Genomic DNA, 17,447 nt, shown 5'->3' with positions numbered 1-17,447 from the left:
ATGGCCAAGACTTCCACAGACCAAGATGCGAACCGGGCGCCCCATGGTGGCGCCGCGCCGGCCCGCGGCGCCGATGTGGCTCGCGCCGTCCAGGCCTTGGCAGCGCAACTGGCAGCCACCGCCGTCGAACGCGACCGCGCGGGCGGCCATGCCGGCGCCGAGCGCGAACTGATCCGCGCCAGCGGCCTGCTGCGCCTGTCGGTGCCCACGCAGTACGGCGGCGCGGGCGCCAAGTGGTCGACGGTGCTGGGCGCCGTGCGCACGTTGGCCGAGGCCGACAGCGCGCTGGCGCATGTGTTCGGCTTTCACCATCTGCAAGTGGCGGGCGTGCTGCTGTACGGCACGACCGAGCAGCATGAGTACTTCCTGCGGCCCACGGTCGAACGCCATCTGTTCTGGGGCAATGCTCTCAATCCGCTGGACCGGCGGGTGGTGGCGCGCGCCGAGCTGGACGGCTATCGCATCGATGGCGTCAAGAATTTCAGTTCCGGTTCGGTGGGGTCCGACCTGCTGACGTTTTCGGCCTGGCACAAGACCTCCAGCACGGCGCTGATCGCCGCGCTGCCGACGCGCACGGACGGCATCACCGTCAACCCCGACTGGGACGCCTTCGGCCAGCGCCAGACCGACAGCGGCACCGTGCGCTTCGATCATGTGCGGCTGGAACCGATCCAGGTGTTGCAGGCGCCAGGTGTGGCGCCCACGCCGCGCGCCACGCTGCGTTCGCAGGTGGCGCAACTGATCATGACCAATCTGTACCTGGGCATCGCGCGCGGCGCCTTCCAGGAAGCGCGCCGCTATGTGCGCGACCACGCACGGCCCTGGTTCGCGTCGGACGTGCAGCGCCATGCCGACGACCCCTATGTGCAGGAACGCTTCGGCGAATTCTGGCTGCGGGTGCAGGCCGCGCAGGCGCTGGCCGACCTGGCGGGGCAGCAGCTGGACACCGCGCTGGCGCGCGGGCCGTCGCTGACCGCCGACGAGCGCGGCGAAGTGGCGGTCGCCGGCGCCCAGGCCAAGGTGCTGGCGCATCGCGCGGCGCTGGATGTCGGCAATGACCTGTTCGATGTCACCGGCGCCTCGTCCACCGCCGCGCGTTACGGCTACGACCGTTTCTGGCGCAATGCCCGCGTGCACACGCTGCACGATCCCGTGGCCTACAAGATCCGCGACCTGGGCCGCTATGCGCTGCTGGACCAGATTCCCGAACCCACCGCGTATTCCTGACACGCATGACTTCCCCTTTCCTGATCCGATGACCGATATTGCCTCCCTTTCCGCCGTTGCCGCCGCGACGCAGCCGCTGATCCGCCTGGACGGCGTGAGCAAGGCCTTCGCCACGCGCGCCGGGCGCTTTGATGCCGTGCGCGACGTGTCGCTGTCGATCCGCGCGGGCGACACCTTCGGCATCATCGGCAAGAGCGGCGCGGGCAAGTCCACGCTGCTGCGCTTGATCAATCTGCTGGAGCGCCCCGATGAGGGGGCGGTGCGCGTCGGCGGCACCGAACTGACGGCGCTGGCCAAGCGCGACCTGCGCGCCGCGCGCCAGAACATCGGCATGATCTTCCAGCAGTTCAACCTGCTGCAGAACGAGACCGTGTTCGAGAACGTGGCCTTCCCCTTGCGCGTGCACGGCGGACGCAGCCGCGAACAGATTTCGGCGCGCGTGCGCGACTGCCTGGAGATCGTCGGCCTGACCGACAAGACGACCAGCTATCCAGCGCAATTGTCGGGCGGCCAGAAGCAGCGCGTGGCCATCGCCCGCGCCCTGGCCAGCGAGCCGGCCGTGCTGCTGTGCGACGAGCCGACCTCGGCGCTGGACCCCGAAACCACCCGCTCCGTGCTGAGCGTGCTGCGAGACATCAACAAGCGCCTGGGCGTGACCATCGTGATCGTCACGCACGAACTGGCGGTGGTGCGCGCGCTGTGCCGCCACGTCGCCGTGATGGAAAACGGCCAGGTGCTGGAGCAGGCCGAGATCTCGGGCGCCGGGGTGCACCTGTCGTCGGCGCTGGGCCGCGAACTCATCCGCGAAGCCACCCACCCCTATGAAGAGGTCGCGTAATGCTGGATACCTTTGTGCAATTGCTGCCCGAGCTGGGCGTAGCCGTCGGCCAGACCTTCCTGATGCTGGGCATCGCGCTGGCGGCGTCGATCCTGCTGGGCGGGCCGCTGGGCGTGCTGGTGTTCCTGACGGGGCCGGGGCAGTCGCTGGACCGCCCGGTGGCGCACCGGCTGCTGAGCTGGACGGTCAATACGGTGCGCTCGTTCCCTTTCATCATCTTGCTGGTGGCGCTGGTGCCGTTCACGCGGGTCATCGCCGGCACGTCCATCGGGCCGGTCGCCGCCGCGGTGCCGTTGTCGTTCGCCGCCATTCCGTATTTCGCCCGCCTGGTGGAACAGTGCCTGCGCGAGGTGCCGCGTGGCGTCATCGAAGCCGCGCATGCGGCCGGCGCGTCGGAATTGCAGATCGTGCGCCGCGTGCTGCTGGTGGAAGCGCGTTCGGGCCTGGTGCTGGCGCTGACCGTGCTGGCCGTCAGCTTCCTGTCCTATTCCGCCGTGGCGGGCGTGGTGGGCGGCGGCGGCATCGGCGACCTGGCCATCCGCTATGGCTACTACCGCTTCCAGACCGACGTGATGGTGCTCACCGTGGCGCTGCTCGTCGTGCTGGTGCAGATCATCCAGTTCGCCGGCAATACCGTCGCGCGACGTATCGACAAACGCTGATTCCAGAGGCAAGACCATGTCCATGACCCGCAATCTCCTGACCCTGGCGCTGACCGCCGCCGCGCTGTCGCTGTCCGCCGGCGCGCAGGCCGCCGACCCCGCCAAGAAGGAAATCGTGTTCGGCGCCACCGCTGGCCCCTACAGCGACCAGATCAAGCTGGGCATCAAGCCCATCCTGGAAAAACAGGGCTACACCGTGCGCATCGTCGAGTTCAACGACTACGTGCAGCCCAATTTTGCGCTGGCCCAGGGCGCGCTGGACGCCAACGCGTTCCAGCACATCGTGTACCTGAAGAACTTCGCGTCCAAGAACAAGCTGGAATTGTCCGAGCTGGTCAAGGTGCCCACCGCGCCCATCGCCATCTATAGCCGCAAATACAAGAGCGTGGACGCGGCCCCTGAAGGCGTGAGCGTGGCCGTGCCCAACGACCCCACCAACCAGGCGCGGGCGCTGGTGGTGCTGCAGGAACTGGGCTGGATCAAGCTGCGCGAAGGCTACGACCCCTTGCAGGTGTCCGAGAAGGACGTGGCCGTGAACAGCAAGAAGATCAAACTGATTCCGCTGGAAGCCGCGCAACTGCCGCGTTCGCTGGAAGACACCGACTATTCCTTCGTGAACGGCAATTTTGCGCTGGCCTCGGGCCTGAAGCTGACCGAAGCGCTGGCGCTGGAAAAGACCACGCCCACTTACCAGAACCTGGTGGCCGTGCGCACGGCCGACCTGGACAAGCCGTATGTCAAAGACATCGCCGCGGCCTATGCCTCGCCCGAGTTCCTGGCCGTGACCGAAAAGTCCTTCGCCGGCTTCGTCAAGACCGACTACCAACAGAAGCTCGCCGCGACCCGCTAGGGCGCAGCGCACGCCACAGGAGGCTGCGGCCATGTTCATCAACCCCAACGAGTTCGAGCTGCTGCAGCACCTGGACGTGCCGGGGCGGATCGAACCGGATGCCATGCAGGACGACGAGCCCGCCACCCGTCCCGCGCTGCGCGTGACCCTGCGCAAGCTGGCCAAGCGCTATGGCGAACGCGTGGTGCTCAACGGCCTGGACCTGGAATTCGCGCCGGGTGAGTTCGTCGCGGTGGTCGGACAGAGCGGCTGCGGCAAGAGCACGCTGCTGCGCCTGTTGGCGGGGCTGGAAACCGCCAGCGGCGAGCAGGGCGGCTTGCCCACCCGGTCGCCCGTGCTGTTCGACAACTTTCCGCAGTGGTCGGCCGATAGCCGGGTGCGCATGATGTTCCAGGACGCGCGCCTGCTGCCCTGGAAGAGCGTGCTGCAGAACGTGGCGCTGGGCCTGCCCGGCCAGGCCCGGGCGCAGGCCGCCGCCGTGCTGCGCCAGGTGGGCCTGGGCGACCGCGGCGGCGACTGGCCGGCGCAGCTGTCGGGCGGCCAGCGCCAACGCGTGGCATTGGCCCGCGCGCTGGTGCATCGGCCCGGCCTGTTGCTGCTGGACGAGCCGTTGGGCGCGCTGGACGCGTTGACGCGCATCGGCATGCAGCAGCTGATCGAAGACATCTGGCGGCGCGACGGCTTTACCGCGGTGCTGGTGACGCACGACGTTGGCGAGGCCGTGGCGCTGGCCGACCGCATCCTGGTGATCGAGGACGGCCGCGTGGCGCTGGACGAACGCGTGACGCTGGCGCGGCCCCGCGCGCGCGGTTCGGCCGCGTTCGCGGCGCTGGAAGCGCGGGTGCTGCGCGTGGTGATGAAACAGGGAATAGAGCAGAACGCAGAGCAGGAAACGGCGGCGCAAGGGGACAGGCCCCTCGCGCCAGTCATACAGATCCGGCACCTGCGGCTGGCGGTATAGCACCGTCACGCCCGGGCCGCCACCGCGGTTCCATGTGCCGGCGCCGATAACGCGCAGGCGCCTGTCACCGGCATTTTTCCATTACTTAGGAGCAGGACCATGAGCATTCAATCCATCAACGCCCGCAACCAGTTCCGCGGCAAGATCAAGGAAATCATCCTGGGCCCGGTGGTCTCGGAAGTCGACGTGGACACGCCCGCCGGCATCGTCACGTCGGTCATCACCACCCGCTCGGTCAAGGAACTGGATCTGCAGGTGGGCACCGAGGTGCTGGCCTTCGTCAAGGCCACCGAAGTGTCGGTCGCCAAGCTGTAACGCCGGGCCTGTCGTGCCCGGGCGTTGATGCCTGACCCCGAAATTGGCGCTTGCCCGGCGCCGGTTTCGGGATATATTGTCTTCGCGGTATCCGGCGGTTCCACCCTGTTTGTAGCAGTTGCGTTGCGATCATGGAGAACGGGAAATGCGTCGACTGCAAGCGTGGTTCATCGGCTGCCTGTGCCTGGGTTTCGCCGTCTGCCTGCCCGCCATGGCGCAGGCCAAGCTCGACAAGGGACAGCTTGACCAGCTACTGGCGCCGGTGGCGCTGTATCCCGATGCCCTTTTATCGCAAGTGCTGATGGGGGCCACCTACCCCGACGACATCGCCGCGGCCGCGCAATGGTCCGCCGCGCACACCAATCTGTCGGGCGACGCCGCCGCCAAGGCCGTCGAACCCGAATCCTGGGACCCCAGCGTCAAGTCGCTGGTCGCCTTTCCATCGGTGATGGACCTGATGGGCCGCCAGCCCGCCTGGGTGAAATCGGTGGGCGATGCCTTCCTGGCGCAGCCCGACGACGTCATGGATTCCGTGCAGCGGCTGCGGGCCCAGGCCCGCCAGGCCGGCAACCTCAAGAGCACGCCGCAGCAGAAGGTCACCTCCAGCGATACGGGCGGCAAGACCGTGGTGGTGATCGAGCCGGCCGATCCGCAGGTGGTCTACGTGCCCAGTTACAACCCAACCGTGGTCTACGGCACCTGGCCTTACCCCGCCTATCCCCCCGCCTACTACCCGCCACCGCCAGGGTCCGTGTTCGCTACGTCGCTGGTGGCCGGCATCGGTTTCGGGCTGGGCGTGGCGGCGGTGGATTCGATGTGGGGCGGCTTCAATTGGGGCCATAACGACGTCGACATCAATGTCAACCGGTACAACAACATCAACGTCAACCAGCGCATCAATGCGGCCAATGGCAACCGTGCGAACTGGCAGCACAATCCGGACCATCGCGGCAATGTGCCCTACGCCGATGCGGGCAGCCGCCAGCGCTTTGACAGCCAGCGCCAGGCGGGTTTGCAGAATCGGGGGCAGGGACGCCCGGCGCCCGCCCCGGGTTCGCGCGAAGCCGCCCGCGACCGCGCCGCGCAATCCTTCCAGGGCCGTACCGGCCAATCCATTCCCGGCCACGCCGAACCGCGCGGCGGCGATCGCCTGGGGCAGGGGGGCGCCGGCACGCGGACGCCGGGCGCGGGCCGCGAACCATCGGCCGACCGCCATGCTCCCGGTGCCGACCGCAGGGCGACGCCTTCGGCAGACCGCAATGCGGCCGCCCAGCGCCAGCGCGCGGATGCGGCGGCGGCGCGTGATCGCTCACGCGCCAACAACGGCAACAACGCCCTGCGCGATGCCGGCAACGGCGACCGCATGCGCCAACAGGCGCAGCGCAGCCAACGGGCGGCGCCCGCGCCGCGAGGCGGCGATGGCGCGCGTGCAGGGGGCGGACGAGCCGGCGGCGGGGGCGGGCATCTTGGCGGTGGCGGGGGTGGCGGCCATTTCGGCGGCCGGAGGTAGGCACCATGAACAGCGGAGTCTCCATGATGAATGTGCTTGCCCAACATTCGCGCCGCGGCATTCGCCTGGCCGGCGCGGCCGCGCTGCTGGCGCTGGCGGCCCTGGCTGCGCCCGTTGCAGCACAGCAGGTGTATCCCACGCCGCAGGCGGCGGCCGACGCGTTCGGCGAGGCGCTGGCAACCAGCGACCGTGAAGCCCTTGCCAAAGTGCTGGGGCCGAACTACCGCCAGATCGTGCCCGGTGGCGTGGCGCAAGACGACATCTACCGTTTCCTGGCCGCCTGGGCCAGGAAACACGAAGTGGTGCCGGACGGCGACCGGCGCGCCTGGCTGGGCGTGGGCGATTCGGGCTGGACCATGGCGGTGCCGATCGTACGCGTGGCGCAGGGCTGGCGCTTCGACCCCGTGGCCGGCAAGGCCGAAATCCAGCGCCGCACCATCGGCCGCAATGAACTGAGCACCATCGACACCCTGCACGCGTTGCAAGCCGCCCAGGCCCGCTATCGCGACGGCGTGGGCCAGGGCCGCTACGCCGACCGGCTGGTCAGCCGGCCCGGCACCACCGACGGCCTGTACTGGCCGGAACTGCCCGGCTACCCGCCCCAGGCCTTCGGCCCGGACGCGCTGGCGATGGGCCCGGACGTGCCGGCGGCCGACGCCTACGACGGCTATCGCTACAAGGTGCTGCCCGCGCGCGGCGGCGACGGCTACTGGATCATCGCCTGGCCCGCCCGCTACGGCCAGACCGGCATCGGCAGCTTCGTCATCGGCGCCCAGGGCGGGGTGCGCGAGGCCGACCTGGGGGCCAACACCGCGAGCCGCGCGCCGCGGCTCCAGGGCAGCGATGTGTCGTTCGGAAACTGGATTGACGCCAGCCCGCAACCCGTTGGCGCCAAATGATTTTTCCGATTGTTGCAGGCTGGGCGGGGTCGCCGTTGTTGCGGGGTCGCAACACGGCTCGGCCTTTGCCCGGAGCGCGCCGGATTGCGTTTTGGCTTACGGTTTTTTGACAGGCGGCTATGCCAAAATGGCGGGCATTGGGATCGGCTCCCGATCCCCTCTTGTCGGACCTGGAAATTGAATCCCTTGCATTTTGTCCGCTGCGCCATTTTCGGCGCAGGGATGGCGCTCAGCGCCGCGGCGGTGTCTGCCCCCATCTTTGTCCTGAACTCCCTGGACGCCAACGTCAGCATCGTCGATCCCGCCACCTACACGGAAGTGCGGCGCGTGCCCACGGGCAAGGAACCGCATCACCTGTATCTCACGCCTGACAAGAAGTCGCTGATGGTGGCCAACGCCACCGGCGACTCGATCACGCTGATGGACCCGAACACCGGCGAGGTGCAGCGCACCCTGACCGGCATCGTCGACCCCTACCAGTTGCAGTTCTCGCCGGACATGAAGTGGTTCGTCACGGCCGCCAACCGCCTGGACCACATCGACATCTACGCCTGGAAGCCGCTGGAAAAAGGCTTTGACCTGAAGCTGGTCAAGCGCATCCCCGCGGGCAAGACGCCCAGCCACATCATGATCGACGCCAAGAGCACCACGGCGTACGTCACGCTGCAGGACAGCGACCAGCTCATCGCCATCGACCTGGCCACGCAAACGCCCAAATGGACCGTCTCCACCGGCAAGACGCCGGCCGACGTGTTCCTCACGCCCGACCAGAAGACGCTGCTGGTGGCGCTGACCGGCGACTCCTACGTCGAGGCCTACGACGTCAGCAACGGCCCGGCCAAGCTGATTTCCCGCATCAAGACCGCCGCCGGCGCGCACGCTTTCCGCGCGCAGGGCGACAAGCGCCACCTGTTCGTCAGCAACCGCACCGCCAACTCCATCAGCCGCATCGACCTGCAGACGCTGGCCGTGGTCGACACCTTCCCGGTGCCGGGCGGCCCGGACTGCATGGACGTGCTGGCCGACGGCAAGACGCTGCTGGTCACCTCGCGCTGGGCGCGCAAGCTCACCGTCGTCGACCTGGACCAGAAAAAGGTCGTCAAGCAGGTCAACGTGGGCAAGTCGCCGCACGGGGTCTGGACGCTGAACCATGCGCCGACCCGCTAAACGCCTCGCCGCCGCCGTCTGCCTGGCCATGACGGCCTCGGCCGCCACGGCGGCCCCGGCGGTGTGCGAAAAGCCCGTCTACCTGACCTTCGACACCGGCCACATGGGCGTGGCCCCGCTGATCGCCGACGTGCTGGCGCGCCACCACGTCAAGGTCACGTTCTTCCTGGCCAACGAGCGCACACTGACCGACGGCAGCAGCCTGGACGACCAGTGGGCGCCCTGGTGGAAGGCGCGCGCCGCCGAAGGCCATGTGTTCGGCTCGCACACCTACGACCACGTCTACTGGCAGGGCGACCTGCCGGACGGCAAGTTCCGCGTCAAACCCAGCGCCGGCCCCGACACGGGCAAGCGCCAGACCTGGACGGCCGAGCAATACTGCGCCGAAATCACCCGGTCGGCCACCCGTTTCAAGCAGATGACGGGCAAGACCATGCTGCCGCTGTACCGCGCCCCGGGCGGCAAGACCTCGCCGGCCCTGCTGCGCGCCGCCAAGGCCTGCGGCTACGAGCACGTGGGCTGGGCCCCGGCGGGCTTCCTGGGCGACGAACTGCCCAGCGACAAATACCCCAACGCCAAGCTGCTGGACCAGGCGCTGCGCACCATCAAGCCCGGCGACATCCTGCTGGCGCACCTGGGCATCTGGTCGCGCCAGGCCCCCTGGGCCCCCGCCGTGCTCGAGCCGCTGATTGAAGGCTTGCAGCGCAAGGGCTATTGTTTTGCTACTTTGGATACGCATCCCGCTTACCGCGATTGGATCGCCACGCATCACTGATCATGGATACGCTTAGTCAATGGTTCGGGAACTGCCAGCAATGGCTGTTTGAAACCCTGGTGCAGCCCGCGCTGTTCCACCTGGGCCTGAGCAATTTCATCGAAGACGGCTACGACGCCACCATGTGGCTGCTGGTCGGCCTGGTGCAGGTGGCCGTGCTGCTGCTGATCTTCGGCCCGCTGCAACGCCTGCGCCCGGTCGAAGCCGTCACCGACCGCCAGCAGATCGGCATCGACGTGCTCTACACGTTGATCCATCGCCTGGGCGTGTTCCGCCTGGCGCTGTTCTTCACCATCGACCCGTTTTGGGACAGCGTCTTCGGGCAGCTGCACATCTGGGGCTTTGCGCCGTTCCAGCTGGATCAGTATTGGCCCGGCGTCACCGATAACGCCTGGGTCAGCCTGGTCATCTACCTGCTGCTGTTCGACCTGGTCGATTACCTGTATCACCGCGCGCAACACCGCTACAGCTGGCTCTGGGCGCTGCACGCCGTGCACCACAGCCAACGCCAGATGACCATCTGGAGCGACGACCGCAACCACCTGCTCGACGACATGCTGCGCGACGTGCTGGTGGTGTTCGTGTCGCAACTGGTGGGCGTGCCGCCCGCGCAGTTCGTGGCGATCGTGGCCATCACCCAGCTGGCGCAGAGCTTCTCGCACGCCAATCTGCGCATGCACTTCGGCGCCATCGGCGAGCGCCTGCTGGTCAGCCCGCGCTTTCACCGCCACCATCATTCCATCGCCTACGACGCGTCCACGCCGGGGCCGGCGGGCGGCTACAACTTTGCCGCGCTGTTTCCCATCTGGGACGTGCTGTTCCGCTCGGCGCGCTTTGGCGTGGGCTACGGCCCCACGGGCATCCACGACCAGCAGCCCGAACTGGGCGGCCGCGACTACGGCCGCGGCTTCTGGGCGCAGCAGTGGCTGGGGTTGAAACGCATGGTGGGCCGCGACCGCGAGCCGGCTGTCACCGCCCCGCCGCGCCCGCCGGGGGCAACCGAGGGCGCTTAAGCCGCTGTCCGTCTCCATCGGATCGCGGCAGATGCCGCGCCATGAAAAAACCGGGCCTTTGCCCGGTTTTTTCATGGGTGCGCCTTATGGCGCCTTATGGCGCTTCATGCGTGGTTTCCCGCTTGATCTCGTCGTGGCGCCGTTCCATCTCCTGGCGCAGTTCGCGGCGCAGGCGGGCGGCCTCGAAGCGCTGCTTTTCTTCCAGGTTGCGCGGCGCCAGCGGCGGCACCGCCGTCGGCGCGCCCGCATCGTCCACCGCCACCATCGTGAAGTAGCAGCTGTTGGTGTGGCGCACCAGCTTCTTGCGGATGTCTTCAGTGACCACCTTGATGCCGATTTCCATCGAGGTGCGGCCGGTGTAGTTCACCGCTGCCAGAAAGGTCACCAGCTCGCCGACGTGGATCGGCTCGCGGAACACGACCTGGTCGACCGACAGCGTCACGACGTACTGGCCGGCGTAGCGGCTGGCACAGGCGTAGGCCACCTGGTCCAGGTACTTGAGAATGGTGCCGCCGTGCACATTGCCTGAGAAATTCGCCATGTCAGGCGTCATCAGGATGGTCATCGACAGTTGGTGGCTAAAGGCGTCGTCCATGGCGGGCGTTCTACTCGGCGATAAAACGCCTATGGTAGTGGCGAAAGCCTGTCATATCGCCGTCTTCACGGCATTTGCTAGGGTTTCTTCACGGCGGCCGGCGTCTTACCGGAGGCGGGGGGCGCCGCAGGTGCCGCCGAGGCCGCGGGTGCCGGCGCGGCGGCGGGCGTCGCCGGAGCCGGTTCTGCGTCCACCAGGGGTTCCGGCGCGGGTTCGTCGCGTACGGCCGCGGGCGGCGCCCACAGGCCGTCCAGCAGCGCCGGGCCGGGGGCATAGGCCCGCAGCAGCACGGTCACCGGCCCCGTGGCCGCCACCGGCAGCCAGTTGGCCTGCACGCCCGGCTCGGGCGCGGCGTGGCTGATGACCACATCCAGCGAGCCATCGGCGTTGTACTGCAGCGGATCGCGGTCGCCCAGCGCGTAGCGGTCCAGCGGGTTGGCGACCGGCATGCCCTGGCTGTCGTACGCCGCCAGCGACCACAGCGCACCGGCCGGGGGCAACTGTCCGCTGGCGAAATGCAGGGTGTAGCGGTGCGCGCCTTCCAGCGGCCGGCCCTGGCTGTCGGCGGCCAGCAGCAGCACGGCCAGGTCTTCGGGCAGGCCTGCGCCCGGCTGCGCCTGGGCCGACAGGGCACGCCGCAGATAGGCGTTGCCGTAGACGCCCGCGCTGGCGGTTTCGCGCTGCCAGCCGTTGACGCCGCCCAGCGTGACGCCCGCGGCTGCCTGCATGCGGTCGCGCGCGGTGCGCAGGCCGCGGCGCAGGCCCTGCTTGACCGGGTGGTCCTGCTTGTCGAAATCGAACGGCCGGCCGGGTATCAAGCCGACCCGGCGCAGCTTGGCCAGCACCGGCTGGTCGGTGGCGTGCGGCGGGTTCTTGCGCAGCAGCTCGGCGGCGTAAGTGAAGAAGGCATCGGTCGGCATCGACTCGACCTGCTCGCGCACCGGAATCTTCAGATCCAGGGACGGGTCCGCCTTGACTCGCTGCGACTGCGGCGGCAGGTTCCACTGGGCCAGCGGGGTCACGGTAAAGGCGTCCTGCAAGGCGTTGACGGCCGGATAGTCGGCGGGGCCATCGGCCTGGATCAGGTTCTTGGCCCACACATAGGCGGTGGGGGCGTCGATGCGCGGCATGCCGGACGGCAACGTGCCGGTCCAGCCCGGCGGCACGAGAGCGGTGTTGCCGCGTGCCGTGCCGGTGCTGCGCTTGCCCAGCGTGGCAAAGGCCTCGTTCCACATGTCCAGCAGGGTCAGGGTGTAGAGCCGGCCATGTGTGTCGGGGGCGGACAGCACCACGGGGCCGGCCGTCAGGTCCAGCCAGGCGGTGCTGCGCAGCATGTCCGGGTTGGCCCACGGCGTCGCGGCGCCCGGCCGGGGCAGGGCGCGCTGGTGCAGGAAGGCGTTGGCGGGGGCGCCCAGGGCGCCCTGCGACGGATGGGTGAACTGGCGCCGCGTCAGGTCCATGGTGACCAGCGGATAGAAGTACAGATAGCCTTCCATCGCCGCGTCATGGGCGGCCTCGGTGGCGGCAGCGGCCGGCGACAGCGTGGGCGCGGCCAGGACGGGGGCGGCGCCCAGGCCCAGGGTCGTCAGGGAAAGGGCGGCGTGGAGCAGGGCCGTCCGGGGCAAAGCCATGCGCGACAGCGCCGACAGCGACAGGGTCAAGGGGGCAAAGCGGCGCATCGGCGCTCCAACAGGCGTGCGGGAATCAGGCGGAAAAGGCGGGCCGGAACCCGCCGCCGGCAATGGTAGCAGCCCCGCGATCATCCAAAATCTGCGAAAACCCCCGGTTTGGCCGCCAAATCCACCGGGAAAGCCCGTCCCCGTGACCGATGGCGTCCGGCGCGCGCTGCGCCTATACTTGCTTGCATATCCTTGGAACTTGTAGGGCTTTTCTTCGGATCGGTCCGAGAGTTCCCCCTTTCACCCGGAGAGGAGTGTTTCATGGTCAACATGAACCGCCGCCAGTTCTTCAAGGTGACCGGTACGACGCTGGCGGGCTCGAGCCTGGCCTTGCTGGGGGTAGCCCCCGGCACGGCAATGGCTGAAGTCCGCCAGTACAAGCTTGCGCGCATGACGGAAACGCGCAACACCTGTCCCTACTGTTCGGTCGCCTGTGGTCTCTTGATGTATGGCCTTGGCGATGGCGCCAAGAATGCCCGCGCCAGCATCATGCATATCGAAGGCGACCCCGACCACCCCGTGAACCGCGGGACGCTCTGTCCCAAGGGCGCGGCCCTGATCGACTTCATCCACAGCCCCAACCGCCTGAAATTCCCGGAATACCGGGCGCCCGGTTCGGACAAGTGGGTGCGGATGTCGTGGGACGACGCCCTGACGCGCATCACCAAGCTCATGAAGGCCGACCGCGACGCGAACTTCGTCGAGAAGACCGCGGACGGCAAGACAGTCAACCGGTGGCTGACCACCGGCATGCTGGCCGCCTCGGCAAGCAGCAACGAGGTGGGCTACATCACGCACAAGACCGTGCGCAGCATGGGGATGTTGGCGTTCGACAATCAAGCCCGTGTCTGACATGGCCCGACGGTGGCAGGTCTTGCCCCGACGTTTGGCCGTGGAGCGATGACGAACCATTGGGTCGACATCAAGAACGCGGACGTAGTACTGATCATGGGCGGCAATGCCGCCGAGGCCCACCCGTGCGGGTTCAAATGGGTCACGGAAGCGAAAGCCCATAACAAGGCGAAGCTGATCGTCGTGGATCCGCGCTTCACGCGCTCGGCATCCGTGGCGGACTTCTACGCGCCCATACGCACCGGCACCGACATCATCTTCCTGGGCGGTGTCATCAAGTACCTGTTGGATCACGACAAGATCCAGCACGAGTACGTGCGCAACTACACCGACTTTTCGTACATCGTGCGCGAGGACTTCACGTTCGACGCGGGCCTGTACTCGGGCTACAACGCCGACAAGCGCAGCTACGACAAGGCCAGCTGGGACTACGAGCGCGGCGACGACGGCTTCGTCAAGACGGACCCGTCGCTGCAGCATCCGCGCACGGTCTACCAGCTCTTGAAGAAGCACTATTCGCGCTACACCGAAGAGATGGTCGAACGCGTCTGCGGCACGCCCAAGGACAAGTTCCTGAAGGTGTGCGACATGCTGGCGTCCACCGCCACCACCGACCGCGCCGCCACCATCCTGTACGCGCTGGGCTGGACGCAGCACTCGATCGGTTCGCAGATCATCCGCACCGGCGCCATGGTGCAGCTGCTGTTGGGCAACATCGGTATTGCCGGCGGCGGCATGAACGCGCTGCGCGGGCACTCGAACATCCAGGGCCTGACCGACCTGGGCCTGATGTCGAACCTGCTGCCCGGCTACATGACCCTGCCCAACGAGCCTGAACAGGACTACGGCAAGTACATCGAGTCGCGCGCGCTCAAGCCCCTGCGGCCCAACCAGCTCAGCTACTGGCAGAACTACAGCAAGTTCCACGTGAGCCTGATGAAGGCCTGGTGGGGCAAGGCCGCGACCGCCGAGAACAACTGGGCGTTCGACTACCTGCCCAAGCTGGACAAGCTCTACGACATGCTGCAAGTCTATGAGCTGATGGTGCAGGGCAAGATGAATGGCTACCTGGCGCAGGGCTTCAACCCGCTGGCGGCCGCGCCCAACAAGGCCAAGCTGAACGCGGGTTTCGCCAAGCTGAAGTTCCTGGTCATCATGGACCCGCTGGTCACCGAGACCTCGGAATTCTGGCGCAACGCGGGCGAGGCCAACGACGTCGATCCCTCGCAGATCCAGACCGAAGTGTTCCGCCTGCCCACCACCTGTTTCGCCGAAGAAGACGGCGCGCTGGTCAATTCCGGGCGCTGGCTGCAATGGCACTGGAAGGGCGCCGAGCCTCCGGGCGAGGCCAAGAGCGACATCGAGATCATGTCGCTCATCTTCACGCGCCTGCGCAAGATGTACCAGGACGAAGGCGGCAAGTATCCCGACCCCATCGTCAACCTGTCGTGGCCGTATTCCAACCCGCAAAGCCCCACCGCGGAAGAGCTGGCCAAGGAATACTCGGGCAAGGCGCTGGTGGATCTGGCCGACCCCAAGGACGCGACCAAGATCACCCGCAAGGGCGGCGAGCAGCTGGCCGGTTTCGCCGAGCTGCGCGACGATGGGTCGACGGCCAGCGGCTGTTGGATCTTTGCCGGCGCCTGGGGCCCCGGCGGCAACCTGATGGCGCGCCGCGACAACAGCGACCCCACCGGCATCGGCCAGACCCTGAACTGGGCCTGGGCGTGGCCGGCCAACCGCCGCATCCTGTACAACCGGGCCTCGTGCGACGTGTCCGGCAAGCCGTTCAACCCGCGCCGCAACCTGATTTCCTGGAATGGCAAGGCGTGGGTCGGGGCCGACATCCCTGACTTCAAGGGAGATGAAAACCCCGACGGCGGCATGGGGCCGTTCATCATGAACCCCGAGGGTGTGGCGCGCTTCTTCGCACGGGCGGGCATGGCCGAAGGGCCGTTCCCCGAACATTACGAGCCGTTCGAGAACCCGCTGGGCTACAACCCGCTGTACCCGAAGGCCAAGGGCGTCACCAGCAATCCGGCGGCGCGCGTGTTCAAGGACGACCTGGCGGCAATGGGCACGGTGGACAAGTTCCCGTACGTGGCCACCACCTATCGCCTGACCGAGCACTTCCACTACTGGACCAAGAACGTCCGCATCAACGCGATCCTGCAGCCCGAGCAGTTCGTCGAGATCGGCGAAGTCATGGCCAAGGAGCTGGGCATCGCCAACGGGTCGCGCGTCAAGGTGTCGTCCAACCGCGGCTATATCAAGGCGGTGGCGCTGGTCACCAAGCGCCTGCGGCCGCTGACCATCGAAGGCAAAACCGTGCACCACGTGGGCATCCCGATCCATTGGGGCTTCGTGGGCCTGGCCAAGCCGGGCTTCCTCACCAACACCCTGACGCCATTCGTGGGCGACGGCAATTCCCAGACTCCGGAATTCAAGTCGTTCCTGGTGCAGGTCGAGAAGGCTTAGGAGACCGACATGTCCATGCAATCCCTAGACATCAAGCGGCGCTCCGCCACCACCACGCCGCCGCCGGGCATCCGCGAGCCCATCACGGGCTCGGTGGCCAAGCTGATCGACGTGTCCAAGTGCATCGGCTGCAAGGCGTGCCAAAGCGCCTGCATGGAATGGAACGACCTGCGCGACGAGATCGGCACCAACGTCGGCGTGTACGACAATCCGGCCGACCTGACCGAGCATTCCTGGACCGTCATGCGCTTCTCGGAATACGAGAATCCGCAGGGCGACCTGGAATGGCTGATCCGCAAGGACGGCTGCATGCACTGCGAGGACCCGGGCTGCCTGAAGGCCTGTCCGTCGCCGGGCGCCATCATCCAGTACAACAACGGCATCGTCGATTTCCACGAAGAGAACTGCATCGGTTGCGGCTACTGCATCACCGGCTGCCCGTTCAACGTGCCGCGCATCTCCAAGAAGGACCACAAGGCGTACAAGTGCACCCTGTGCTCCGACCGCGTGGCCGTCGGCCAGGAACCGGCCTGCGTCAAGGCCTGTCCCACCGGCGCCATCGTGTTCGGCACCAAGGACGACATGAAGCAGCACGCGGCCGAACGCATCGAAGACCTGAAGTCGCGGGGTTTTGACCAGGCCGGCCTGTACGACCCGCAAGGGGTGGGCGGCACCCACGTCATGTACGTGCTGCATCACGCCGACCAGCCCGGGCTGTACCACGGGCTGCCGAAGGACCCGCACATCAGCCCGATGGTGTCGCTGTGGAAGGGCATCACCAAGCCGCTCGGCGTGGCCGTCATGGCGCTGACGGCGCTGGCGGGCTTCTTCCACTACGCCCGCGTTGGCCGCAACGAGGTCAGCGAGGAAGACGAACGCCGCGCCGAAGAGGAGGTGCGCCATGAGTGAAGACCACCGTCACCGCCGCATCCGGCGCTATTCGCCGGGCGAGCGCACCAACCACTGGATCATCGCGCTGACGTTCATCCTGCTGGCGTTGTCCGGCCTGGCGCTGTTTCACCCGTCGATGTTCTGGCTGACCAACCTGTTCGGCGGCGGCCCCTGGACGCGCATCCTGCATCCGTTCATCGGTCTGGTGATGTTCGTCTGCTTCGTCGTGTTCGCCGGCCACATGTGGCGCTACAACCTCATGACGAAGGCCGACCGCCAGTGGCTGCGGCAGCTGGACGACGTGCTGGACAACCGCGAAGAAAAGCTGCCCGAAGTCGGCAAGTACAACGCCGGCCAGAAGCTGCTGTTCTACGTGCTGATCCTGTGCATGCTGGGGCTGTTCGTCAGCGGCATCGTCATCTGGCGCGAATTCTTCGCCTTCTATTTCCCGATCTGGGTCGTCCGCGCCGCTTCGGTGCTGCATGCCGTTTGTGCATTGGTGCTGATTTGCGCGATCATTGTGCATATTTATGCGGCGATCTGGGTCAAGGGTTCCCTGACGGCAATGCTGCGGGGCTATGTGACCGCAGGCTGGGCGTGGAAGCACCATCGCGCCTGGTTCCGGGAACAAGTGGGCAAGAGCAAGTAATCCGCCCGGCCGATTTCACGGGTCTGACCGCACGGCTGCCTCCCCTATGTCGGGGCGGCAGCCGTGTTTGTTTATCTGGAGACGCG

At 67.3% G+C, this 17,447-nt stretch carries 16 protein-coding genes; 14 read left to right on the top strand and 2 right to left on the bottom strand.

The window, feature by feature from the left end:
• From HV798_RS16345 to HV798_RS16295, 11 genes are all read left to right on the top strand, one after another.
• Window positions 1-1,227 (top strand): acyl-CoA dehydrogenase family protein, encoded by a 1,227-nt coding sequence (locus HV798_RS16345; protein WP_175193220.1) that lies wholly within the window; start codon window positions 1-3, stop codon window positions 1,225-1,227.
• Between the two features lie 28 nt (window positions 1,228-1,255).
• Window positions 1,256-2,065 (top strand): methionine ABC transporter ATP-binding protein, encoded by an 810-nt coding sequence (locus tag HV798_RS16340; RefSeq protein ID WP_175193219.1) that lies wholly within the window; start codon window positions 1,256-1,258, stop codon window positions 2,063-2,065.
• On the top strand, window positions 2,065-2,727 hold the full coding sequence (locus tag HV798_RS16335) for a methionine ABC transporter permease (RefSeq protein WP_175193218.1): 663 nt from the start codon (window positions 2,065-2,067) through the stop codon (window positions 2,725-2,727). The genes HV798_RS16340 and HV798_RS16335 overlap by 1 nt, the downstream gene beginning before the upstream one ends.
• Before the next feature lie 16 nt (window positions 2,728-2,743).
• On the top strand, window positions 2,744-3,577 hold the full coding sequence (locus tag HV798_RS16330; protein ID WP_175193217.1) for a MetQ/NlpA family ABC transporter substrate-binding protein: 834 nt from the start codon (window positions 2,744-2,746) through the stop codon (window positions 3,575-3,577).
• A 31-nt stretch (window positions 3,578-3,608) separates the two neighbouring features.
• The gene (locus HV798_RS16325; protein WP_175193216.1) at window positions 3,609-4,538 is read left to right on the top strand and encodes an ATP-binding cassette domain-containing protein; all 930 of its coding nucleotides are present in this window, start codon (window positions 3,609-3,611) and stop codon (window positions 4,536-4,538) included.
• 99 nt (window positions 4,539-4,637) lie between these two features.
• Window positions 4,638-4,853 (top strand): TOBE domain-containing protein, encoded by a 216-nt coding sequence (locus HV798_RS16320; protein ID WP_006227327.1) that lies wholly within the window; start codon window positions 4,638-4,640, stop codon window positions 4,851-4,853.
• A gap of 145 nt (window positions 4,854-4,998) precedes the next feature.
• Complete coding sequence (locus tag HV798_RS16315; RefSeq protein ID WP_175216473.1) at window positions 4,999-6,363, top strand: DUF3300 domain-containing protein; 1,365 nt, start codon at window positions 4,999-5,001, stop codon at window positions 6,361-6,363.
• Between the two features lie 26 nt (window positions 6,364-6,389).
• Window positions 6,390-7,262, top strand: coding sequence for a DUF2950 family protein (locus HV798_RS16310; protein WP_425486150.1), 873 nt, complete (start codon window positions 6,390-6,392; stop codon window positions 7,260-7,262).
• 222 nt (window positions 7,263-7,484) lie between these two features.
• A complete protein-coding gene (locus tag HV798_RS16305) occupies window positions 7,485-8,429 on the top strand; it encodes a YVTN family beta-propeller repeat protein (protein WP_051593687.1) in 945 nt (314 codons plus the stop codon).
• Window positions 8,413-9,204, top strand: coding sequence for a polysaccharide deacetylase family protein (locus HV798_RS16300; RefSeq protein ID WP_175193685.1), 792 nt, complete (start codon window positions 8,413-8,415; stop codon window positions 9,202-9,204). Before HV798_RS16305 ends, HV798_RS16300 begins: the two co-directional genes overlap by 17 nt.
• 2 nt (window positions 9,205-9,206) lie before the next feature.
• On the top strand, window positions 9,207-10,217 hold the full coding sequence (locus HV798_RS16295) for a sterol desaturase family protein (RefSeq protein ID WP_175193684.1): 1,011 nt from the start codon (window positions 9,207-9,209) through the stop codon (window positions 10,215-10,217).
• A 94-nt stretch (window positions 10,218-10,311) separates the two neighbouring features.
• Here the strand turns inward: HV798_RS16295 and HV798_RS16290 are convergent, their stop codons facing one another.
• Window positions 10,312-10,812, bottom strand: coding sequence for an acyl-CoA thioesterase (locus tag HV798_RS16290; protein ID WP_175193683.1), 501 nt, complete (start codon window positions 10,810-10,812; stop codon window positions 10,312-10,314).
• 77 nt (window positions 10,813-10,889) lie between these two features.
• Complete coding sequence (locus HV798_RS16285; RefSeq protein ID WP_175193682.1) at window positions 10,890-12,491, bottom strand: DUF1254 domain-containing protein; 1,602 nt, start codon at window positions 12,489-12,491, stop codon at window positions 10,890-10,892.
• 261 nt (window positions 12,492-12,752) lie between these two features.
• Between HV798_RS16285 and fdnG the strand changes: the two genes are divergently transcribed.
• From fdnG to HV798_RS16270, 3 genes are read left to right on the top strand one after another with little or no spacing between them, the layout of a single operon-like run.
• Window positions 12,753-15,821 (top strand): formate dehydrogenase-N subunit alpha, encoded by a 3,069-nt coding sequence (gene fdnG / locus HV798_RS16280; protein ID WP_175193681.1) that lies wholly within the window; start codon window positions 12,753-12,755, stop codon window positions 15,819-15,821.
• A 9-nt stretch (window positions 15,822-15,830) separates the two neighbouring features.
• A complete protein-coding gene (gene fdxH / locus HV798_RS16275) occupies window positions 15,831-16,730 on the top strand; it encodes a formate dehydrogenase subunit beta (RefSeq protein ID WP_025139798.1) in 900 nt (299 codons plus the stop codon).
• A complete protein-coding gene (locus HV798_RS16270; RefSeq protein ID WP_175193680.1) occupies window positions 16,723-17,361 on the top strand; it encodes a formate dehydrogenase subunit gamma in 639 nt (212 codons plus the stop codon). The genes fdxH and HV798_RS16270 overlap by 8 nt, the downstream gene beginning before the upstream one ends.
• Window positions 17,362-17,447 lie beyond the last annotated feature (86 nt).

Origin of the sequence: Achromobacter deleyi (assembly GCF_902859705.1) — a bacterium.
Taxonomy (GTDB): Bacteria; Pseudomonadota; Gammaproteobacteria; order Burkholderiales; family Burkholderiaceae_B; genus Achromobacter; species Achromobacter deleyi.
Note: the sequence above shows the minus strand (reverse complement) of the source record. Positions and strands in the feature narration are given on the sequence as shown.